General features: G+C 63.4%; 13 protein-coding genes and 1 riboswitch. Of the genes, 8 read left to right on the top strand and 5 right to left on the bottom strand.

Annotated elements, in window-relative coordinates; genetic code table 11:
* Positions 1 to 3: 3 nt before the first annotated feature.
* Positions 4 to 579 carry a TetR/AcrR family transcriptional regulator gene (locus AC1DYQ_RS21760; protein WP_477688543.1) on the bottom strand — a complete coding sequence of 192 codons (576 nt, stop codon included), beginning with the start codon at positions 577 to 579 and terminating at the stop codon, positions 4 to 6.
* A 107-nt stretch (positions 580 to 686) separates the two neighbouring features.
* On the opposite strand from AC1DYQ_RS21760, the gene AC1DYQ_RS21755 reads away from it, so the two are divergent.
* On the top strand, positions 687 to 1,925 hold the full coding sequence (locus AC1DYQ_RS21755) for an MFS transporter (protein ID WP_477688542.1): 1,239 nt from the start codon (positions 687 to 689) through the stop codon (positions 1,923 to 1,925).
* A 115-nt stretch (positions 1,926 to 2,040) separates the two neighbouring features.
* Here AC1DYQ_RS21755 and AC1DYQ_RS21750 read toward each other — a convergent pair whose 3' ends face one another.
* Positions 2,041 to 2,853, bottom strand: coding sequence for an HAD-IIB family hydrolase (locus AC1DYQ_RS21750; RefSeq protein WP_477688541.1), 813 nt, complete (start codon positions 2,851 to 2,853; stop codon positions 2,041 to 2,043).
* Positions 2,854 to 3,117: 264 nt separating this feature from the next.
* Positions 3,118 to 3,192: riboswitch (S-adenosyl-L-homocysteine riboswitch) on the top strand.
* Between the two features lie 101 nt (positions 3,193 to 3,293).
* Between AC1DYQ_RS21750 and ahcY the strand changes: the two genes are divergently transcribed.
* From ahcY to AC1DYQ_RS21730, 4 genes are all read left to right on the top strand, one after another.
* Positions 3,294 to 4,724 carry an adenosylhomocysteinase gene (gene ahcY / locus AC1DYQ_RS21745; protein ID WP_477688540.1) on the top strand — a complete coding sequence of 477 codons (1,431 nt, stop codon included), beginning with the start codon at positions 3,294 to 3,296 and terminating at the stop codon, positions 4,722 to 4,724.
* A 147-nt stretch (positions 4,725 to 4,871) separates the two neighbouring features.
* The gene (locus AC1DYQ_RS21740) at positions 4,872 to 5,906 is read left to right on the top strand and encodes a TlyA family RNA methyltransferase (protein ID WP_477688539.1); all 1,035 of its coding nucleotides are present in this window, start codon (positions 4,872 to 4,874) and stop codon (positions 5,904 to 5,906) included.
* Between the two features lie 8 nt (positions 5,907 to 5,914).
* Positions 5,915 to 6,751, top strand: coding sequence for a methylenetetrahydrofolate reductase [NAD(P)H] (gene metF / locus AC1DYQ_RS21735; protein WP_477688538.1), 837 nt, complete (start codon positions 5,915 to 5,917; stop codon positions 6,749 to 6,751).
* 11 nt (positions 6,752 to 6,762) lie between these two features.
* The gene (locus tag AC1DYQ_RS21730) at positions 6,763 to 7,392 is read left to right on the top strand and encodes a septal ring lytic transglycosylase RlpA family protein (RefSeq protein WP_477688537.1); all 630 of its coding nucleotides are present in this window, start codon (positions 6,763 to 6,765) and stop codon (positions 7,390 to 7,392) included.
* 15 nt (positions 7,393 to 7,407) lie between these two features.
* Here the strand turns inward: AC1DYQ_RS21730 and AC1DYQ_RS21725 are convergent, their stop codons facing one another.
* Positions 7,408 to 7,878 (bottom strand): cupin domain-containing protein, encoded by a 471-nt coding sequence (locus AC1DYQ_RS21725; RefSeq protein WP_477670057.1) that lies wholly within the window; start codon positions 7,876 to 7,878, stop codon positions 7,408 to 7,410.
* Positions 7,879 to 8,424: 546 nt separating this feature from the next.
* Here AC1DYQ_RS21725 and AC1DYQ_RS21720 point away from each other — a divergent pair.
* The 3 genes from AC1DYQ_RS21720 to AC1DYQ_RS21710 are packed head-to-tail and all read left to right on the top strand — an operon-like array spanning position 8,425 to position 11,523.
* On the top strand, positions 8,425 to 9,081 hold the full coding sequence (locus AC1DYQ_RS21720; protein ID WP_477651344.1) for a GbsR/MarR family transcriptional regulator: 657 nt from the start codon (positions 8,425 to 8,427) through the stop codon (positions 9,079 to 9,081).
* Positions 9,082 to 9,083: 2 nt separating this feature from the next.
* Entirely contained in the window at positions 9,084 to 10,499 is a 1,416-nt protein-coding gene (locus tag AC1DYQ_RS21715) for a cytochrome ubiquinol oxidase subunit I (protein ID WP_477688536.1), read from the top strand.
* Entirely contained in the window at positions 10,492 to 11,523 is a 1,032-nt protein-coding gene (locus AC1DYQ_RS21710; protein ID WP_457282893.1) for a cytochrome d ubiquinol oxidase subunit II, read from the top strand. The genes AC1DYQ_RS21715 and AC1DYQ_RS21710 overlap by 8 nt, the downstream gene beginning before the upstream one ends.
* A gap of 291 nt (positions 11,524 to 11,814) precedes the next feature.
* On the opposite strand, the gene AC1DYQ_RS21705 is transcribed toward AC1DYQ_RS21710, so the two are convergent.
* On the bottom strand, positions 11,815 to 13,887 hold the full coding sequence (locus tag AC1DYQ_RS21705) for a protein kinase domain-containing protein (RefSeq protein WP_477688535.1): 2,073 nt from the start codon (positions 13,885 to 13,887) through the stop codon (positions 11,815 to 11,817).
* Entirely contained in the window at positions 13,884 to 15,800 is a 1,917-nt protein-coding gene (locus tag AC1DYQ_RS21700) for a sensor histidine kinase (protein ID WP_477688534.1), read from the bottom strand. The genes AC1DYQ_RS21705 and AC1DYQ_RS21700 overlap by 4 nt, the downstream gene beginning before the upstream one ends.
* Positions 15,801 to 16,039: the final 239 nt, after the last annotated feature.

The following is a 16,039-nucleotide window of genomic DNA, read 5'->3' as shown; positions in this document are numbered from 1 at the left end:
GGTCTATTTGCTGACCGGGTTTGCCAAGACAAACAATTCGTCGGCTAACTGTTCCGCCAACGCGGGCTCTACGCCAGCACCAAAAATCAACCGGTAAATGATGGGGGCCATCATGTGGTCCAGCACCTGCTGCACGGTGGGTGTGGCGTCGCCGCGGGCCTGGGCGCGTTTGACCAGAACCGTGGCTTCGTTGCGGCGGTTTTTCAGGCAATTGGTTTCTTCTGATCCCGCCAGCGCGGCAGCGGCCTTCAGCAGTGAGGCATTGCCTGGCTTGTTGAGGTGGTTGATCAGTTCTTTGGCCCAGGCCGTGAGTTCGGCTTTCAGGTCGCCCGTCTCAGGCAGGGGGCGGTTCGGGTCCAGCCGCTGCTGGGCGGTTTCGCCGAGCAGGCCGTTCACGTCGCCCCAGCGCCGGTAAATGCTGGAAGCACTCACGCCGGCGCGCTCGGCCACGGCCGGCACGGTGACTTTGTCGCGGCCCTCCTGGGCAATCAGTTCTTCCAGCGCCTTGCGCACCACGATTTGCACCTGGGCGCTGCGTCCGCCGGGGCGTTTGTTCTGGGGCGTTTGGGAGGTGCTCATCAGGGCGAATTTTAGCCTAAAAGCAATGATGTTTGCGTTAATTTTGCAGTTGGCGTAGAATTTGCAAACGCAAATAAATTTGCTTTAAGAAAGTCGAGCGTTTCCCCATGACTGCACCAGCCGCCCCCTCTTTGCAATCATCACCCACCAAGGCCGCCCGCTGGCAACTGCCGCCCGCAGCCGCCTTCCCTCTGCTGGCGATCCTGCTGTTCGCGTTCTTCGTGGCGGGCAGTGCGCCGTCGCCGCTGTTTGTCGTGTTCCAGCAGCAGTGGGACTTTTCGCCCGCGCTGCTGACGGTGGCCTTTGCGATTTACGCGATTGCGCTGCTGGCCTCGCTGCTGGTGGCCGGCTCGCTGTCTGACCACATCGGCCGCCGGCCCGTGGTGTTTACCGCTTTGTTGCTGCAGGCCGGCGCGATGCTGACCTTTTTGCTGGCCGAAGGCATAGGCGGCATCATCGCCGCGCGCATCGTGCAGGGCATCGCCACCGGCATGGTCGGCGGCGCGCTGACGGCGGCGGTGGTGGAAGCCGCCCCCGCCGCGCAGAAACGCCTGGGCGCGATGATCGGCAGCGTTTCGCCGCTGGCGGGCTTGGCCGTGGGCGCGTTGCTCACCGGTATCGCCGTCAAGTTCACCTTGCACCCGGTGCCGCTGGTGTTCGGCGTGCTGGTCGCCATCTGCGTCGTGGGTGCGGTGGCCACGCTGTTCCTGCCCGAAAGCGTCACGCCGCGCCCCGGCGCGCTGGCTTCGCTGGTGCCGCGCATCTCGGTGCCGGTGCAGGCGCGCGCCGAATTTGTGCGCGGCGTGCCGACAATGCTGGCGGTGTGGTCGCTTGCGGGCCTGTACCTGTCGCTGGTGCCTTCCGTGCTGCAGCAAATCTTTGGCATCCACGACGGCATCGTTAACGGCCTGGCCATTGCGGCCTTCTTCGGCCTGGGCGCTGCTTCGCCGACTTTGTTGAGGCGCTTTTCGCCCGTGCGCATGAGCGCCATCGGCATGAGCTTGCTTGCCGTGGGCGCAGGTCTGGTGGTCCTGTCGCTGGTCACCCGTTCCGTGGCGCTGTTTTTCGCGGGGACGGCGCTGGCCGGTTTCGGCGGCGGCTCGGCTTTCTCCGCGCAGGTGCAGACGCTGGCGCCGATGGCACAGCCGCACCAGCGAGCGGAGTTGTTTTCTGCGCTGTACGCCATCAGCTACCTGGCCTTCAGCGTGCCCGCCATGCTGGCAGGCCGCTTGATCGCGCCGCTGGGCTTGCCTGCCACGGTAGAGGGTTATGCCGCGCTGGTTCTGGCGGTAGCGGCTCTCGGCGCCTGGTTGCGCTGGGGCTCAGTGCGCCGCCAATATAGCTAACCCCTGCTGACGCTCACTTCGTGTAGCGTCCCCTCCCCTTCAGGGGACGGTGCCTGCGGCCGGGCAAAGCCCGATCCGCGGCACCCGCTGAGGTAACGCGGGGCAGCCGCGGTTGTTAATCCAGTAAAGCGCGCGCCATTTCGGTGAAACCTGCGCCGCGCTCGCCCTGGGTGACATAGCGCGGCAGGTGCGCCAGCTGCGGCACAAAGCGCGCGATGTTGGCCACACCCACGCTGTTGGCAAAGGTCTTGAACATCAGCTGGTCGTTGGTCGAATCGCCCACATAGACCCATTGATCCATCTCGGCGTCCAGGTCGCGCTGCCAGAGCTGCCGGACTATCCAGCGCGCGCCTTCGAGCTTGTTGTGGTTGCCATACCAGCCGTTGATGTGGATGCTGCTGACGGTGGCGTGCATGCCCTCGCTTTTCATCAGCGCCACCACCGCAGCGATTTGCGCGTCGCTCAAATGCACAAACTCACTGTGATCGATGGCGATGTCGGTTTCGCGGCCCGGCGAGTCGGTGGCGCGGGTGATGCCTGGCAGCTCGCGCTCGATGCGCGCCAGCACGGCCTGCATGCGGGCGAAGTTGGCGTCGCGAGTCGCCGCATCCTGTTGATACAGCTTTGATAGCGGCTTGCGCCCGTCCTGCTTGGTCTGCCGGCCATTTTCCTGTTCGGAAAGCAGCGCCACCGCACCGTTTTCGGCCACGATGGCATCCACCGGCCAGGTCACTGCGAAGGGTTCGCTCCAGCCCACCGGCCGTCCTGTGATGGCCACGACCTTGAAACCTCGCGCTTTCAATTCGCCCAGCGCAGCCAGCGCATCGGCCGTGATGGCGCCTTCAGTGGTCAGGGTGTCGTCGATGTCGGTGAAGACGCCGGTGATGCGGCGCCGCTGGCTGTCCGGCCAGGTGTTCAGTTCTTGCATGGTGAAATTTTCGCACTGAATGTGGCCCCCACGCTCCCCCACTTCGTGTGGGTCGCTGCCCCCCGAGGGGGCCGCCCGCCTGTGGCCCGGCAAAGCCGGTTCCACGGCTCATGCTGGCTTGAAGATTCAGGGCGGATGCAGCGGGAGTATTTCACCAGTGGGGGCCGAGGGTCCGGCTTTGCCGGCCCCAGGCGCCGCCCCCTTGAGGGGGGAACGGGCTACACGCCAGTGAGCCTGGACGGGGGTGATTTGTTATAATCATGGCTTCCTGAGGAGCGTTGCAACCCACTCCATGTGGTCTAGGCTCAGGACTTTCATTTGCAACCACGCTCACCCGCATGTGCTTTCAAACCGGGTGAGGCTAACAACAAACTCCCCGATTGACGTACAGGCTCGTGGCTATTTTGCCCAGTTTGACCTATGACTTTTGGAGTTACCAAATGAGCGCCGTCCTGAAACCTTCCACCGACTACACCATTGCCGATATTTCGCTTGCCGCCTGGGGCCGCAAGGAACTGAACATCGCGCAAACCGAAATGCCCGGCCTGATGGCCATCCGCGAAGAATTCGCGAAGGCGCAGCCGCTCAAGGGCGCACGCATCACCGGTTCGCTGCACATGACGATTCAGACCGGCGTGCTGATCGAAACCCTGCAGGCCCTGGGCGCTGAAGTGCGCTGGGCTTCGTGCAACATCTTCTCGACGCAGGACCACGCTGCCGCCGCGATCGCCGCCGCCGGCACGCCGGTGTTCGCCATCAAGGGCGAAACCCTGGCCGACTACTGGGACTACACCCACAAGATCTTCGAATTCAGCGGTGCCAAGGGCACGCCTGAAGAAGGCCCCAACATGATCCTGGACGACGGCGGCGACGCAACGCTGCTGATGCACCTGGGCACCAAGGCCGAAAAAGACGCCAGCCTCATTTCCAAGCCCGGCAGCGAAGAAGAAATCTGCCTGTTCAACTCGATCAAGGCCAAGCTCGCGCAAGACCCGACCTGGTACAGCCGCCGCCTGAAGAACATCATCGGTGTGACCGAAGAAACCACCACCGGCGTGTTGCGTTTGAATGAAATGTCGGCCAAGGGCACGCTGGCCCTGCGCGCCATCAACGTGAACGATTCCGTCACCAAGTCCAAGTTCGACAACCTGTACGGCTGCCGCGAATCCCTGGTTGACGCCATCAAGCGCGCCACCGACGTGATGGTCGCCGGCAAGGTTGCACTGGTTGCCGGCTACGGCGACGTGGGCAAGGGCTCTGCACAAGCCTTGCGCGCCCTGAGCGCCCAGGTGTGGGTGACCGAGATCGACCCGATCAACGCCCTGCAGGCCGCGATGGAAGGCTACAAGGTCGTGACCATGGAATACGCCGCCGACAAGGCTGACATTTTTGTGTCCGCCACCGGCAACAAGAACGTCATCACCTATGAGCACATGGCGAAGATGAAAGACCAGGCCATCGTCTGCAACATCGGCCATTTCGACAACGAAATCGACGTTGCTGCACTCGAAAAATGCACCTGGGAAGAGATCAAGCCGCAAGTCGACCACGTGATCTTCCCGGACGGCAAGCGCATCATCCTGCTGGCCAAGGGCCGCCTGGTCAACCTCGGCTGCGGCACCGGCCACCCGAGCTTCGTGATGTCGTCGAGCTTTGCGAACCAGACGATCGCACAGATCGAGCTCTTCACCAAAAAAGACGCTTACGAAGTGGGCAAGGTCTATGTGCTGCCCAAGCATCTTGACGAAAAGGTCGCCCGTTTGCACCTGAAGAAGGTTGGCGCTGTGCTGACCGAGTTGAGCGACGAGCAGGCTGCGTACATCGGTGTCAGCAAAGCAGGCCCGTACAAAGCCAACACCTACCGCTACTGATCCCGCGCTACTGCGCGGCCGTGATGCGTCGTTGCGGGTCCCTCCATGAATCCTCACGTACCTCCAGTACGCTCCGGTTCATGGGTCCTCCCGCGCCTAGCCTGACGGCCGCTCGCGACGCGCTGAGCCCTTTTTTTCTGGAACTACATGCGCGCTGACCTATTCCTCGTCGAACACGGCCATGCCGCCACCCGCTCCCAGGCCCAGCGCCTGATTGCGTCGGGTGTGCAGTGGCGTCCTGAAAGCGACGCTGCCTGGAAGAAGGTCGCCAAGAACGGCGACGAGATTCCGCCCGGCGCTGAACTGCAGTTGCTGGACACCACCGAAGCCAAGTACATCTCGCGCGGCGGGCTCAAGCTCGAAGGCGCGCTGAAAGCGACCGGCCTGAAGGTGGATGGCTTGCGCTGCCTTGACGTGGGCCAGTCCACCGGCGGCTTTACCGACTGCCTGCTGCAGCACGGCGCCATGCAGGTGGTGGGCGTTGATGTGGGCCATGGCCAGCTGCACGCCAGCCTGCGTGAAGACCCGCGTGTGGTTTGCGTCGAGGGTCTGAATGCCCGTTCCATGACCGCCGCCGACCTGGTGGCCGGCCATGCGGGCGACAGCGGCGACATGGATTTTCCGGATGACTTCGATGGCGATGGGGATGACGCCGACCTGGATGAAGCGAGCCTGGCCGCAGAAGCCAACTTCGACTTCCTGACGGGCGACCTGTCTTTCATCTCGCTCACGCTGGTATTGCCCGCCGTGGTTCGCCTGCTCAAACCCGGCGGCGACCTGCTCATGCTGGTCAAGCCGCAGTTTGAATTGCAGCCTGGCCAGATCGGCAAGGGCGGCATCGTGCGCGACCCGGCGCATTTCGAGTTTGTCGAAAAGCGCTTGCGCGACGCCTGCGCAGCGCTGGGGCTGGAAGTGAAAGCCTGGCTGCAGTCACCCATTGAAGGCGGCGACGGCAACCGCGAATTTTTTATCCAGGCCGTCAAGGGCCAGGACGTGGCGGGCGAAGACCAGCCGCTGCCGGCCGCGCCGCAGCGCAAGGTGGCCAAGCGCGTGCCACGCAGCGAAATGCGCGCCTCCCGCGCGCCGCACGAAGACTCCGAACTTGCGCATGCCGGCCAACCTGGCCCTGCACGTGGCAAACGGCGTGACAACAAAACCGATACGACAAACAACGACGAGTGAGATCCGTGATGAGCCTGAACCTTCCCCTCAGTTTTGAATTTTTCCCGCCCAAGACACCTGAAGGCGCCGAGAAGCTGCGTGTGGCGCGCCAGGCGCTGTATGCGCACAAGCCCGAGTTCTGCTCGGTGACGTTTGGCGCGGGCGGTTCCACGCAGGACGGCACCTTTGGTACGGTGAGCGAGATCCTGGCCGAAGGCGTGGCGGCGGCCTGCCATTTCTCGTGCGTGGGTGCGACCAGGGCCACCGTGCGCCAGCAACTCACCACCTTGCAGATCATGGGCGTGAAGCGTCTGGTGGCCCTGCGCGGCGACCTGCCCAGCGGCTACGGTGCTGGCGGCGAGTTCCATTACGCCAGCGACCTGGTGGCGTTTATCCGCGCCGAAACCGGCGACGCCTTCCACATCGAAGTGGCCGCCTACCCGGAGATCCATCCCCAGGCCAGATCGGCCGACGCTGACCTGCAGGCCTTTGTGCAAAAGGTCAAGGCCGGCGCCAACTCGGCGATCACCCAATATTTCTTCAACGCCGACGCCTACTATCGTTTTGTCGACGACGCGCAGGCCCTGGGCGTGGACGTGCCCATCGTCCCCGGCATCATGCCGATCACCAGTTCCACGCAGCTCATGCGTTTTTCCGATGCCTGCGGCGCTGAGATTCCGCGCTGGATCCGCCTGCGCCTGCAGGGCTTTGGCGACGACACCGCGTCCATCAAGAGCTTCGGCCTTGATGTGATCAGCGGTTTGTGCGAGCAGCTCTACGCAGCCGGCGTGCCCGGCATCCATTTCTACACGATGAACCAGGCCGCAGCGACGACCGAAATCATCGGGCGACTGCAGCGCGCCTGAGGCCGCCATCCATGCTGCAGGGGGCCTGCCGGTCTGCCGTCACCCTCAGCGCTGCGGTGCTGCTGGCCCTGCTGGCCGCGTGTACCACGCCGCCGTCCAACAAGTCATCCACCGCGCCGGGCGCTGGTACTGCTGCACCGGTGCCGCGTCCTTCACGTCCCGCCACCGATGCATCACCCGTGATCGGTGAGATGGCCGACGAGGTGCCGCCTTCTGCCGCTGCACCCAGGCCGTCGCTGCTGGCCGGCGAAGTGCCCCGCGAATTCCAGCGCGGCCAGGCTTCCTGGTACGGCCCGCGTTTTAACGGCCGGCGCACCGCCAGCGGAGAACGCTTTGACATGCAGGAGTTCACCGCTGCGCACCGCACGCTGCCTTTTGGCACCATGGTGCGTGTGCACAGCCTGGTCAACGGCCGCGACGTGGACGTCCGTATTACCGACCGCGGCCCCTACAGCGGCAACCGCATCATCGACCTGAGCCGTGCCGCGGCGGAAGAGCTCGGCATGCTGGGCATGGGGCTGAAGGAAGTTGTGCTGCTGGTGCCGGAGTCCACGCCGGAGGTCGCGACGACACCCGCGCCTGCGGCCCGGAAGCGCCCGCCTGCAAGGCGGCGCCCAACGGCGCCGCGTACGCCGCGCTGACCGAGGCGCGCTCGCTCAGTTCACAAAAGTCACGTCGTCCCTGGGCTGAGGCGGGATCTTGATGGCCAGTGCCTTGACGGGCCCGCTGGTCACCAGCGTACCGCCGTGTGCCGTGCCTTTGGGAATGATGATCAGCGTGCCCGGCTTGAACTCCTTGCGCTCGCCGCCCAGCCACATGGCGCCACTGCCTTCGATGATGTACTGGATCTCGTCGGTTTTCGGGTGAATGTGTTTGGCCACATTGCCGGACTGAATGCCGATGGTGGCGTTGTCGGTGATGACCAGCCCCTTCGCATTCATTTCGGGATTCGGTGTGCCGGGAATGTCGCTGTGCTTGAGCGCGGCGAGGTCAATCATCGCCGGCGCCAGGGGCACGGCCTGCGCGTGCGCATCGGGCAGGGCGTGCTGGGCCAGCGGCGACAGCGCAATCCCGGCCACAAAAGCCAGGGTGATGGAAAAGCCGAGGACGGTGGTGGTATGGCGCATGGAATCCTTTTTGTGGGGTGTTGTGTATGGGCGGGCCAGTATGCCCATGTTGCGACGGGCTTGCCAATAGCGGTGACCCGACCCGCAACCGGTCTTTTCGCTTCGCCGCAGATCTTGCCGCCACAGCCCTGAGTTGCTTGCTGTTTTGCTATCTATTTAATAGCTGCTTGCGCCTGCCCCCATTGAATTGAAGGCACTTTTTGCATTAAAAATAGCCTTAAAACCGCCCGGGAAACGGCGTCAAGTCGCCGTGAACGCTTCCGGAACCGCTTTTGACGCTGTTTTTGGGGCTTTTTCATGCATGAAATTGGCCTCTAGATCAATAAATACGGGCGCAAGCAGCTACGAATTCGATAGCGACTTGAAGATTCGCCCGATGATCGCGTTGTCGGCACAGACGGTGTGGGTTCGGGTCAGCGTTCGACCGGCTTCACCTGCTTCACCCGGCTGCACACAGGGTCAATCCAGCCGCCAGCGCAAACCGCTTCAATTTATTAGAATTTCAGTAATTCCTGAAAATTCAATAACCCAAAGAGGCCCCGCGCCATGAACCTTGCCCCCCTGACCCAGCGATTTGTCCTCCATTTCGGTGAAATGGGCAGCCGTTGGGGCATTAACCGGACCGTGGGGCAGATTTATGCCTTGCTGTACGTCTCGCCGCGGGCCTTGAATGCCGATGAAATCGGCGAGGCGCTGGCGTTTTCACGGTCCAACGTCAGCATGGGGCTGAAGGAGTTGCAGTCGTGGAACCTGGTGCGGCTGCAGCACCTGCCGAACGACAGGCGCGAGTATTTCAGTGCGCCGGAAGACGTCTGGGCCATCTTCCGCACACTGGCCGAGGAACGCCGCAAGCGCGAGATTGACCCGACGCTTTCAATGCTGCGCGATGCGCTGATGGAACACCCGGCCAACCAGGACGACATTCACGCCCAGGCGCGCATGAAGCAGATGCACGATTTGATCGAGCTGATGACGGGCTGGCTGGCCGATGTGCAGAAGATGGACTCGGCCACGCTGATGAGCCTGATGAAGATGGGCGCCAAGGTGCAGAAGCTGCTGGAGGTCAAAGACAAGGTCGCCAGCAGCATGAAGGCCGGTTTGACAGGCCGCACCGCATCCAGCAAAGTGGCGGCGAAGCCCTCCGGCGAGCTTCCCGGCCCAGCAGCACCCGCTGCCAACCTTCCCGACGAAAACAGGAGTTGATGATGGACGGTTTAGACGCATTCCTGTTGGCCCGCATCCAGTTCGCGGCCAACATCACCTTCCACATCCTGTTTCCCACCATCAGCATTTCGCTGGGCTGGGTGCTGCTGTACTTCAAGCTGCGCTTCGTGAAAACCAAAGCGCAATACTGGATGGACGCCTACCAGTTCTGGGTGAAAATTTTCGCGCTGACCTTTGCCCTCGGTGTGGTCAGCGGCATCACCATGAGCTTCCAGTTCGGCACCAACTGGCCGGGCTACATGCAGAAGGTCGGCAACATCGCCGGGCCGCTGCTGGCCTACGAAGTGCTGACAGCCTTCTTTCTGGAGGCCACCATGCTGGGCGTGATGCTGTTTGCGCGTGAACGCGTGAGCGAAACCATGCACACCATCGCCACGCTGCTGGTGGCGGGCGGCACCACGCTGTCGGCTTTCTGGATATTGGCGCTCAACTCCTGGATGCAGACGCCGGCGGGTTTTGAAATGATCAACGGCCAGGCGCATGTGACGAGCTGGTTCGAGGTGATCTTCAACCCCTCTTTTCCTTACCGTCTCACGCACATGCTGCTGGCGTCGGGGCTCACGGTGGCCTTTCTGGTGGCGGGCGTTTCGGCCTACCGCTGGCTGCGTGATGACCGCGGGGCCGAAGTCATGGCCGGTCTGAAGACGGGCATCTACATGGCCGCGATGCTGATTCCGCTGCAGATCGTCGCGGGCGACCAGCATGGCCTGAACACGATGGAGCACCAGCCGGCCAAGCTGGCCGCCATGGAAGGCATCTGGGAAACCCAAAAAGGCGTGCCCGCGGTACTGTTTGCGCTGCCCGACCAGGCCACCAAATCCAACCGCTATGAAATCGGCATTCCCAAGCTGGCGTCGCTCTACCTCACGCACAGCCTGGACGGCGAGGTCAAGGGCTTGAACGAGTTCGAGGGAAAACATCCGCCGGTGGCGCCGGTGTTCTGGGCCTTTCGCATCATGGTCGGGGTGGGCGTCCTGATGCTGCTGGTCAGCTGGGCCAGCGTGTGGCAATTGGCACCCTGGAAAAAAGACCCTGACCGTACGCTCACCGTATGGCATGCGCGAGTTCTGGTCGCCATGACATTCGCAGGCTGGATCGCGCTGATCGCCGGCTGGTATGTGACTGAAATCGGCCGGCAGCCCTGGCTGGTGACGGGCGTGCTGACGGCGGCTGATGCCGCCTCAAAAGTGCCTGCGCCACGCATTGCGTTGACGCTGACGCTTTACCTCGCGCTGTACGCGGTGCTGCTGGTGTCTTATGTGTCGGTGGTGTTTTACCTCGCGCGGCACAGGAAACATGCGGACAAGCCGTTCGGCGATGACAGCACCGCCGGTGAGCCCGAGAAGGACCTCAACGTCGTGAACTACCCCGAAAAAGAAGGAGCCTCCAATGCTTGACCTTGCCCCTGACCTGACGCAAGCCGCCGGCTGGATGCCCATCGTCTTCCTGGTGGTGATGGGCCTGGCCATGCTGGCCTATGTGATTCTTGACGGCTACGACCTGGGCGTGGGCGTGTTGATGCGCACCGCCGGCGATGACGACAAGGACACCATGATCGCCAGCATCGGCCCCTTCTGGGATGCCAACGAAACCTGGCTGGTGCTGGGCGTTGGTATTTTGCTTACCGTGTTTCCGCTGGCGCACGGCGTTATTCTGGGCGCGCTGTATTTGCCCGTGGCCTTCATGCTCATCGGCCTCACGCTGCGCGGTGTGGCCTTTGACTTCCGCGTGAAGGCGCGCGCCAGCCACAAGCCGCTGTGGAACCGCATGTTCTACACCGGCTCGCTGCTGGCGAGCTGGTCGCAGGGCTACATGCTGGGCTCGCTGATCACCGGGTTTGCGGCGACCTGGTGGACGATCGTGTTCAATGCCGTCATCGGCGCGGCGCTGGTCGCGGCGTACTGCCTGCTCGGCGCCGGCTGGCTCATCATCAAATCCGAAGGTGAATTGCAACTGCAAGCCGTGCGCTGGGCCAGGCGCAGCCTGCTGTTCACTGTGATCGGTATCGGCGCCATTTCGGTGGCCACACCGCTGGTGAGCCAGAGCATTTTCGACAAATGGTTTTCGTTTCCGAACATCGTGCTGCTGCTGCCGATCCCGGCAGCCACGGCGGTGCTGTTCGGTGTGATTTTCCGCAGCCTGCAGCGCCTGCCTGTGCGCCTGGCGCAGGGCAATGAATACGGCGCCTGGGTGCCCTTTGGCGCGACGGTGGGCGTGTTTTTGCTGGCCTTCTACGGCCTGGCCTACAGCCTCTTTCCGTGGCTGGTGATCGACAAGCTCACGATCTGGCAGTCGGCCAGTGCGCCCGAGGCCATGGGCGTGATCCTGGCCGGCGCGGCGGTGGTGCTGCCGATGATCATCGGCTACACCGTGTTCGCTTATCGCGTGTTCTGGGGAAAAAGTACCGCTCTGAAATATTGACCCCCACGGTCGCTCACTGCGTGTAGCTCCCTGCCCCCCGAGGGGGCCGTTGCGCCTGTGGCCCGGCAAAGCCGAAAAATGGGCATACCCCTATCGGGCTCACTGCGTGTAGCCCTTTTCCCCTTGCAGGGGACAGTGCCTGCGGCCCGGCAAAGCCGGTTCCGCGGCCCCTGCTGAGTTAAAGAGTTCTTTGGGCATTACCAGTGGGGGCCGAGGGTCCGGCTTTGCCGGCCCCAGGCGCCGCCCCCTGAAAGGGGGGAACGGGCTACACGAAGTGAGCCTGGACGGGGGTTATAGACTAATCTCAGGCGCGGGCGCGATGGATTCGAGTTCGAGCAGAAAGGCTTCGGCTGATTCGTAGCGGTGCTCGGGGCTTTTGGCCATCAGCTTGTTGACGACACCTTGCAATTCTGCGTGCACTGCGGGCAGGGCGGGGGTGTCGGCATTCAGGTGTTTGGCCAGCAGCAGCTCGAGCGATTCGGCAACGTAGGGCCTGCGGTTGGCCAGCATTTCAAACAGCATCACGCCCAGGCTGTAGAGGTCGGACTGCGCCGTTACCTTGCGGCCTGTGGCCTGCTCGGGGCTCATGTAGTAGGGCGTTCCAACGACGTCACCGTGGTGGGTTTGGGTCAGGCCCATGCTGGGGGCCTGCAGCATGGACTTGGCAATGCCGAAGTCGGCCAGCGCCACGCTGCCGTCGGCGCGCAGCATGACGTTTTCAGGCTTGATGTCGCGGTGGACGATGCCGTGCGCATGGATGGCCGACAGCGCCTGGGCGACCTCGCGCGCCACCGTCAGCGCCTGCGAGCGGGCCAGGTCGGGCCCGAACAGGCTGCGCAGGTCACCGCGTTCGAAGTACTCCATCGCGATGTAGGCGTGTTCGTCGGTGAATCCCTGGTCGTAGATCTTGATCACGTGCGGATGGTCGATCTTGCAGAGCAGGGCGTATTCCTGGATGAAGCGCACCAGGTGTTCCGAGGCTTCCTTGCCGCGTGAGTCCAGCACTTTGAGCACGATCGGCAGGCCGTCGGATTCACGCTCGCTCAGGTAGACCTCGGTCATGCCGCCGGCGCCGATCTTGCGCGTGATGCGGTAGCCTTTGAGGCGTACCGCCTCGCTGCTGGCGTCAAACCGCAGGTCTTTCAGCGCCGAGAGCTTGGCGTCCAGCGCGCCCTTGACCGCGCGTGCGGTGATGTCCGAATTGGCGCGCACGGCGTCGCTGATCTCGCTGGCGCGCTCGGTCAGGCTGGCCATGCCGTGGATCTTGTCGTCCATGGTGGTGATGAGGCCCGTGACCTCGGCCACATCGATGGCGAGGTTGCGGCCGGGCAGCGAAAGCGAGGTGTGGATGCCGGTCTGGATACCGGTGCCGGCTTCGCCGAGCGTCTGCTCGCTGGCCATCACCGTCCAGCCCTTTTCTTCGGTGGCGTCTTCCAGCCGCGAGGCCAGCGTCACGGTTTCGCCCACGGGCGTGAGTTCCTTGGTCTGCTGCGTGCCGAGCTGGCACAGCGTGACGGCGCCGCTGTGGATGCCGATGCCCATGGCAAACGGCGGCAGCGCGCGGCCGCCGAAGCGCTGCTCCAGCCAGTCGCGGAATTCATGCGTGGCCAGTGCCATGGCAAGAGCCGCAGAAATGGCGCGGCGCGGGGCCGGCAGCGGCGAGCCGGTGAGGGTGTCGACAAACACCGCCATCAGCCCGTCGCCGACAAACTTGATGTGCCGGCCGCTGTTTTTCAGCACGGGTTCGGAGATACGCTCAAAATATTCGGTGAGCAGTTGCGACACTTCCGCGGCATTGAGTTTTTCAGCCAGCGAGGTGAAATTGCGGATGCTGGCCACCAGCACAGTGGCATTGGGCAGTTCTTCGGTTTGCGCGCTGGCCGGAATATCAACCGGTACGCTGTCGGGGCGGCTGCCGCTGATGCGGCTGGCAAAAGCTGCGCGCAGGCGTTCTTCGCCGGCGGCCACCCCCGAGTCGATGGCTTCACTCACCCGTGCTTTTTTCTTCAGCTGCGCATTGACGGCGTCGAGCAGCTCGGCACGGCTGAAGGGTTTTGACAAATAGTCGTCGGCGCCGGCCGTCATGCCGCGGCGCATGCTTTCGCGGTCGTCCAGCGCGGTCAGCAGCATGAAGGGGGTGTTGACCAGCAGCGGGTCGGCGCGCACGGCTGCCAGCAGTTCAAAGCCGTTCATGCCGGGCATGCCGACGTCGGAGACGATCAGGTCGGGGCGGCTTGCGCGGGCCTGCTCCAGGCCCTGCCGGCCATCTGCGGCCGCGGCCGTTTCAAAACCTTCAAGCTTGAGCAACCGCACGATGTTGCTGCGGATGGCGTCGTCGTCCTCAACGATCAGGATCAGGGTCATGGGGTTCCTTGAGAAATGGGCAAGCTGATCGTGAACTGTGTGCCTGCTCCCGGCATGCTTGCCACCTCGATTTTGCCGTGATGCAGGTCAACGGCGTGTTTGACAATGGCCAGGCCCAACCCGGAGCCCTGGCGGTTGCCTACATTGGAGCCGCGGTGAAAGCTCTCGAACAGGCGTGGCAGGTCCGAGGGCGGAATGCCGATGCCTTCGTCGCTGACGCGCAGGATCAGGTGGTCCCCGGACGCGTCCTGCCGGCGGTCCAGCGTGAGCACCACCACACTGCCGGCGGGCGAATATTTGCAGGCGTTGGCCAGCAGGTTGCTGGCAATGTGCCGGACCAGCCGTTCGTCGAGCAGGACCAGCTGCGAAAAAGCGTCGTGGCCGATGGGGGCTTCAAATTCAATCGCATGCTGGCCGGCGTCGCTGGTGTGCATTTCGGTCACGAGCTTGCGGCACAGCGCCGCGATATCCAGCGGTTTCAGGTTGAGCTTGAGTTTTCCTGCGTCGGCCTGCCCGACGGTGAGCATGTCTTCAAGCATGCCCTGCATGCGTTTGACCGCGATCACCAGGTCGGCCATGATGTCCTGGCGCTCGCGGTGCGTGATTTTTTCGCCGTAGTGTTCGATCAACTCTGCGGACGACAGGATCGTGGCAAGCGGCGTGCGGAATTCATGCGAGGCCATGGACACAAAGCGCGTTTTCAGCTCACCCAGCTCGCGTTCGCGCGCCAGGGCCCGCCGGGCTTCTTCGTCGGCTACCTTGCGCCGGGTGATGTCCACGTAAGTCCACACGGAGCCTTCTTGCGGGCGGTTGCGGTCGAGCGCCGAGCCGTCAAGCTGAACCCAGATAAGCTCGCCGCTTTTGCGGCGCATGCGCGTTTCCAGCGAGAACGATCCGGTTTGCGCGATCTGCGCGTAGGCGAGTTCGCCGGTGCGTTCGAAGTCCTCGTCACTGGGATAGTGAACGCGCGTCTCCTTGCCCAGCAGCTCGGCCGGGCTGTAGCCGAGCATGGCGGCCAGCGTGCGGTTCAGCCACTGGTGGCGCCGTGCCTTGAGGAAGGTGACGCCGACGGCGGTGGTTTCGAGGATGGCTTCGCGCTGCGTCAGCGCGGTCTTGAGTTCTTCGTCCAGCCGGCGGCGCTCGCTGATGTCGGACATGAGCACGAGCAGGGCAGGTTCGCCATCCCACTCAATGCGCGTGCCGTAGATGCTGGCCCAGCCGGTGCGCAGGTCCGGCGCCATCGTTTCGCGCGGAGGCGTGATGAAGCGGGCCTCGTAGGCGCTGACCATGGTGCCAGACTGCATGAGCTCGCGCTGGCGCTGCACCATGCCGCGGTCGTCAGGATGGATCAGGTGCATGGACGGCAGTCCGGTGAGCGTCAGGCCGAACATGGTCTGGGCGCTGGTATTGGAAAAGCGCACGATGCCTTTTTGCACCACCAGGATCACGTCGTTGACGTTTTCCACGACCGCCCGGTAGCGCTCGGCGGCTGATCGGGTCAGGGCCTCGAGTCTTTTGCGTTCGGTGACATCTTTCAGGAAAAAAAGGTCCGCCGGCGCACCTTCCCAGTCCACCAGCACGCCATTGATTTCCACCCAGGAAATCGTGCCGTCGTCGCGCTGGAATCGCGCCTCAAACGCCGGGACGACGTTGCCGGCGGCGCGCAGCTTGTGCTTGCCGGAAACAAAGTTGCGGTCTTCCGGATGGATGAACTCGATCATGGGCCGGTCGGCCATGGTGCCGGCCTCTGTACCCAGCAAGGCCAGGCACGGCGGATTGGCAAAGCGCAGCAGGCCTTCCTGCCCGACGCAGATGTTTTCGGTCGCGAGGTCCACCATGGTCTGGTAGCGCGCCAGCGATGCACGAAGTTCCTGGGTGCGAAGCGCAACCCGGCGCTCGATTTCACTTTCCATGTCCTCTGGCGTGCCCATCGCCATCCCGCTTGCTGTGCCGGGGTTGATTCCCGTTTCCGCAGGCCTGGCCGTTTTTCCACGCACGCGCGGTCCACGGCCCGGCGTGTCCGGGGCGGCGGATGGGAGAGCTTGAGCCTGGACGGGCATGTTAGTGGTGGAGCACCGAGGGAGCGGGGAGAGCCAAGAGGAAAGGAAGAAAAGAAAGCGGAAATCAGGACGCAGGAAGCAGGGGAAACACG

The sequence above is a fragment of the Polaromonas sp. P1_F4 genome, assembly GCF_056405675.1.
Note: the sequence above shows the minus strand (reverse complement) of the source record. Positions and strands in the feature narration are given on the sequence as shown.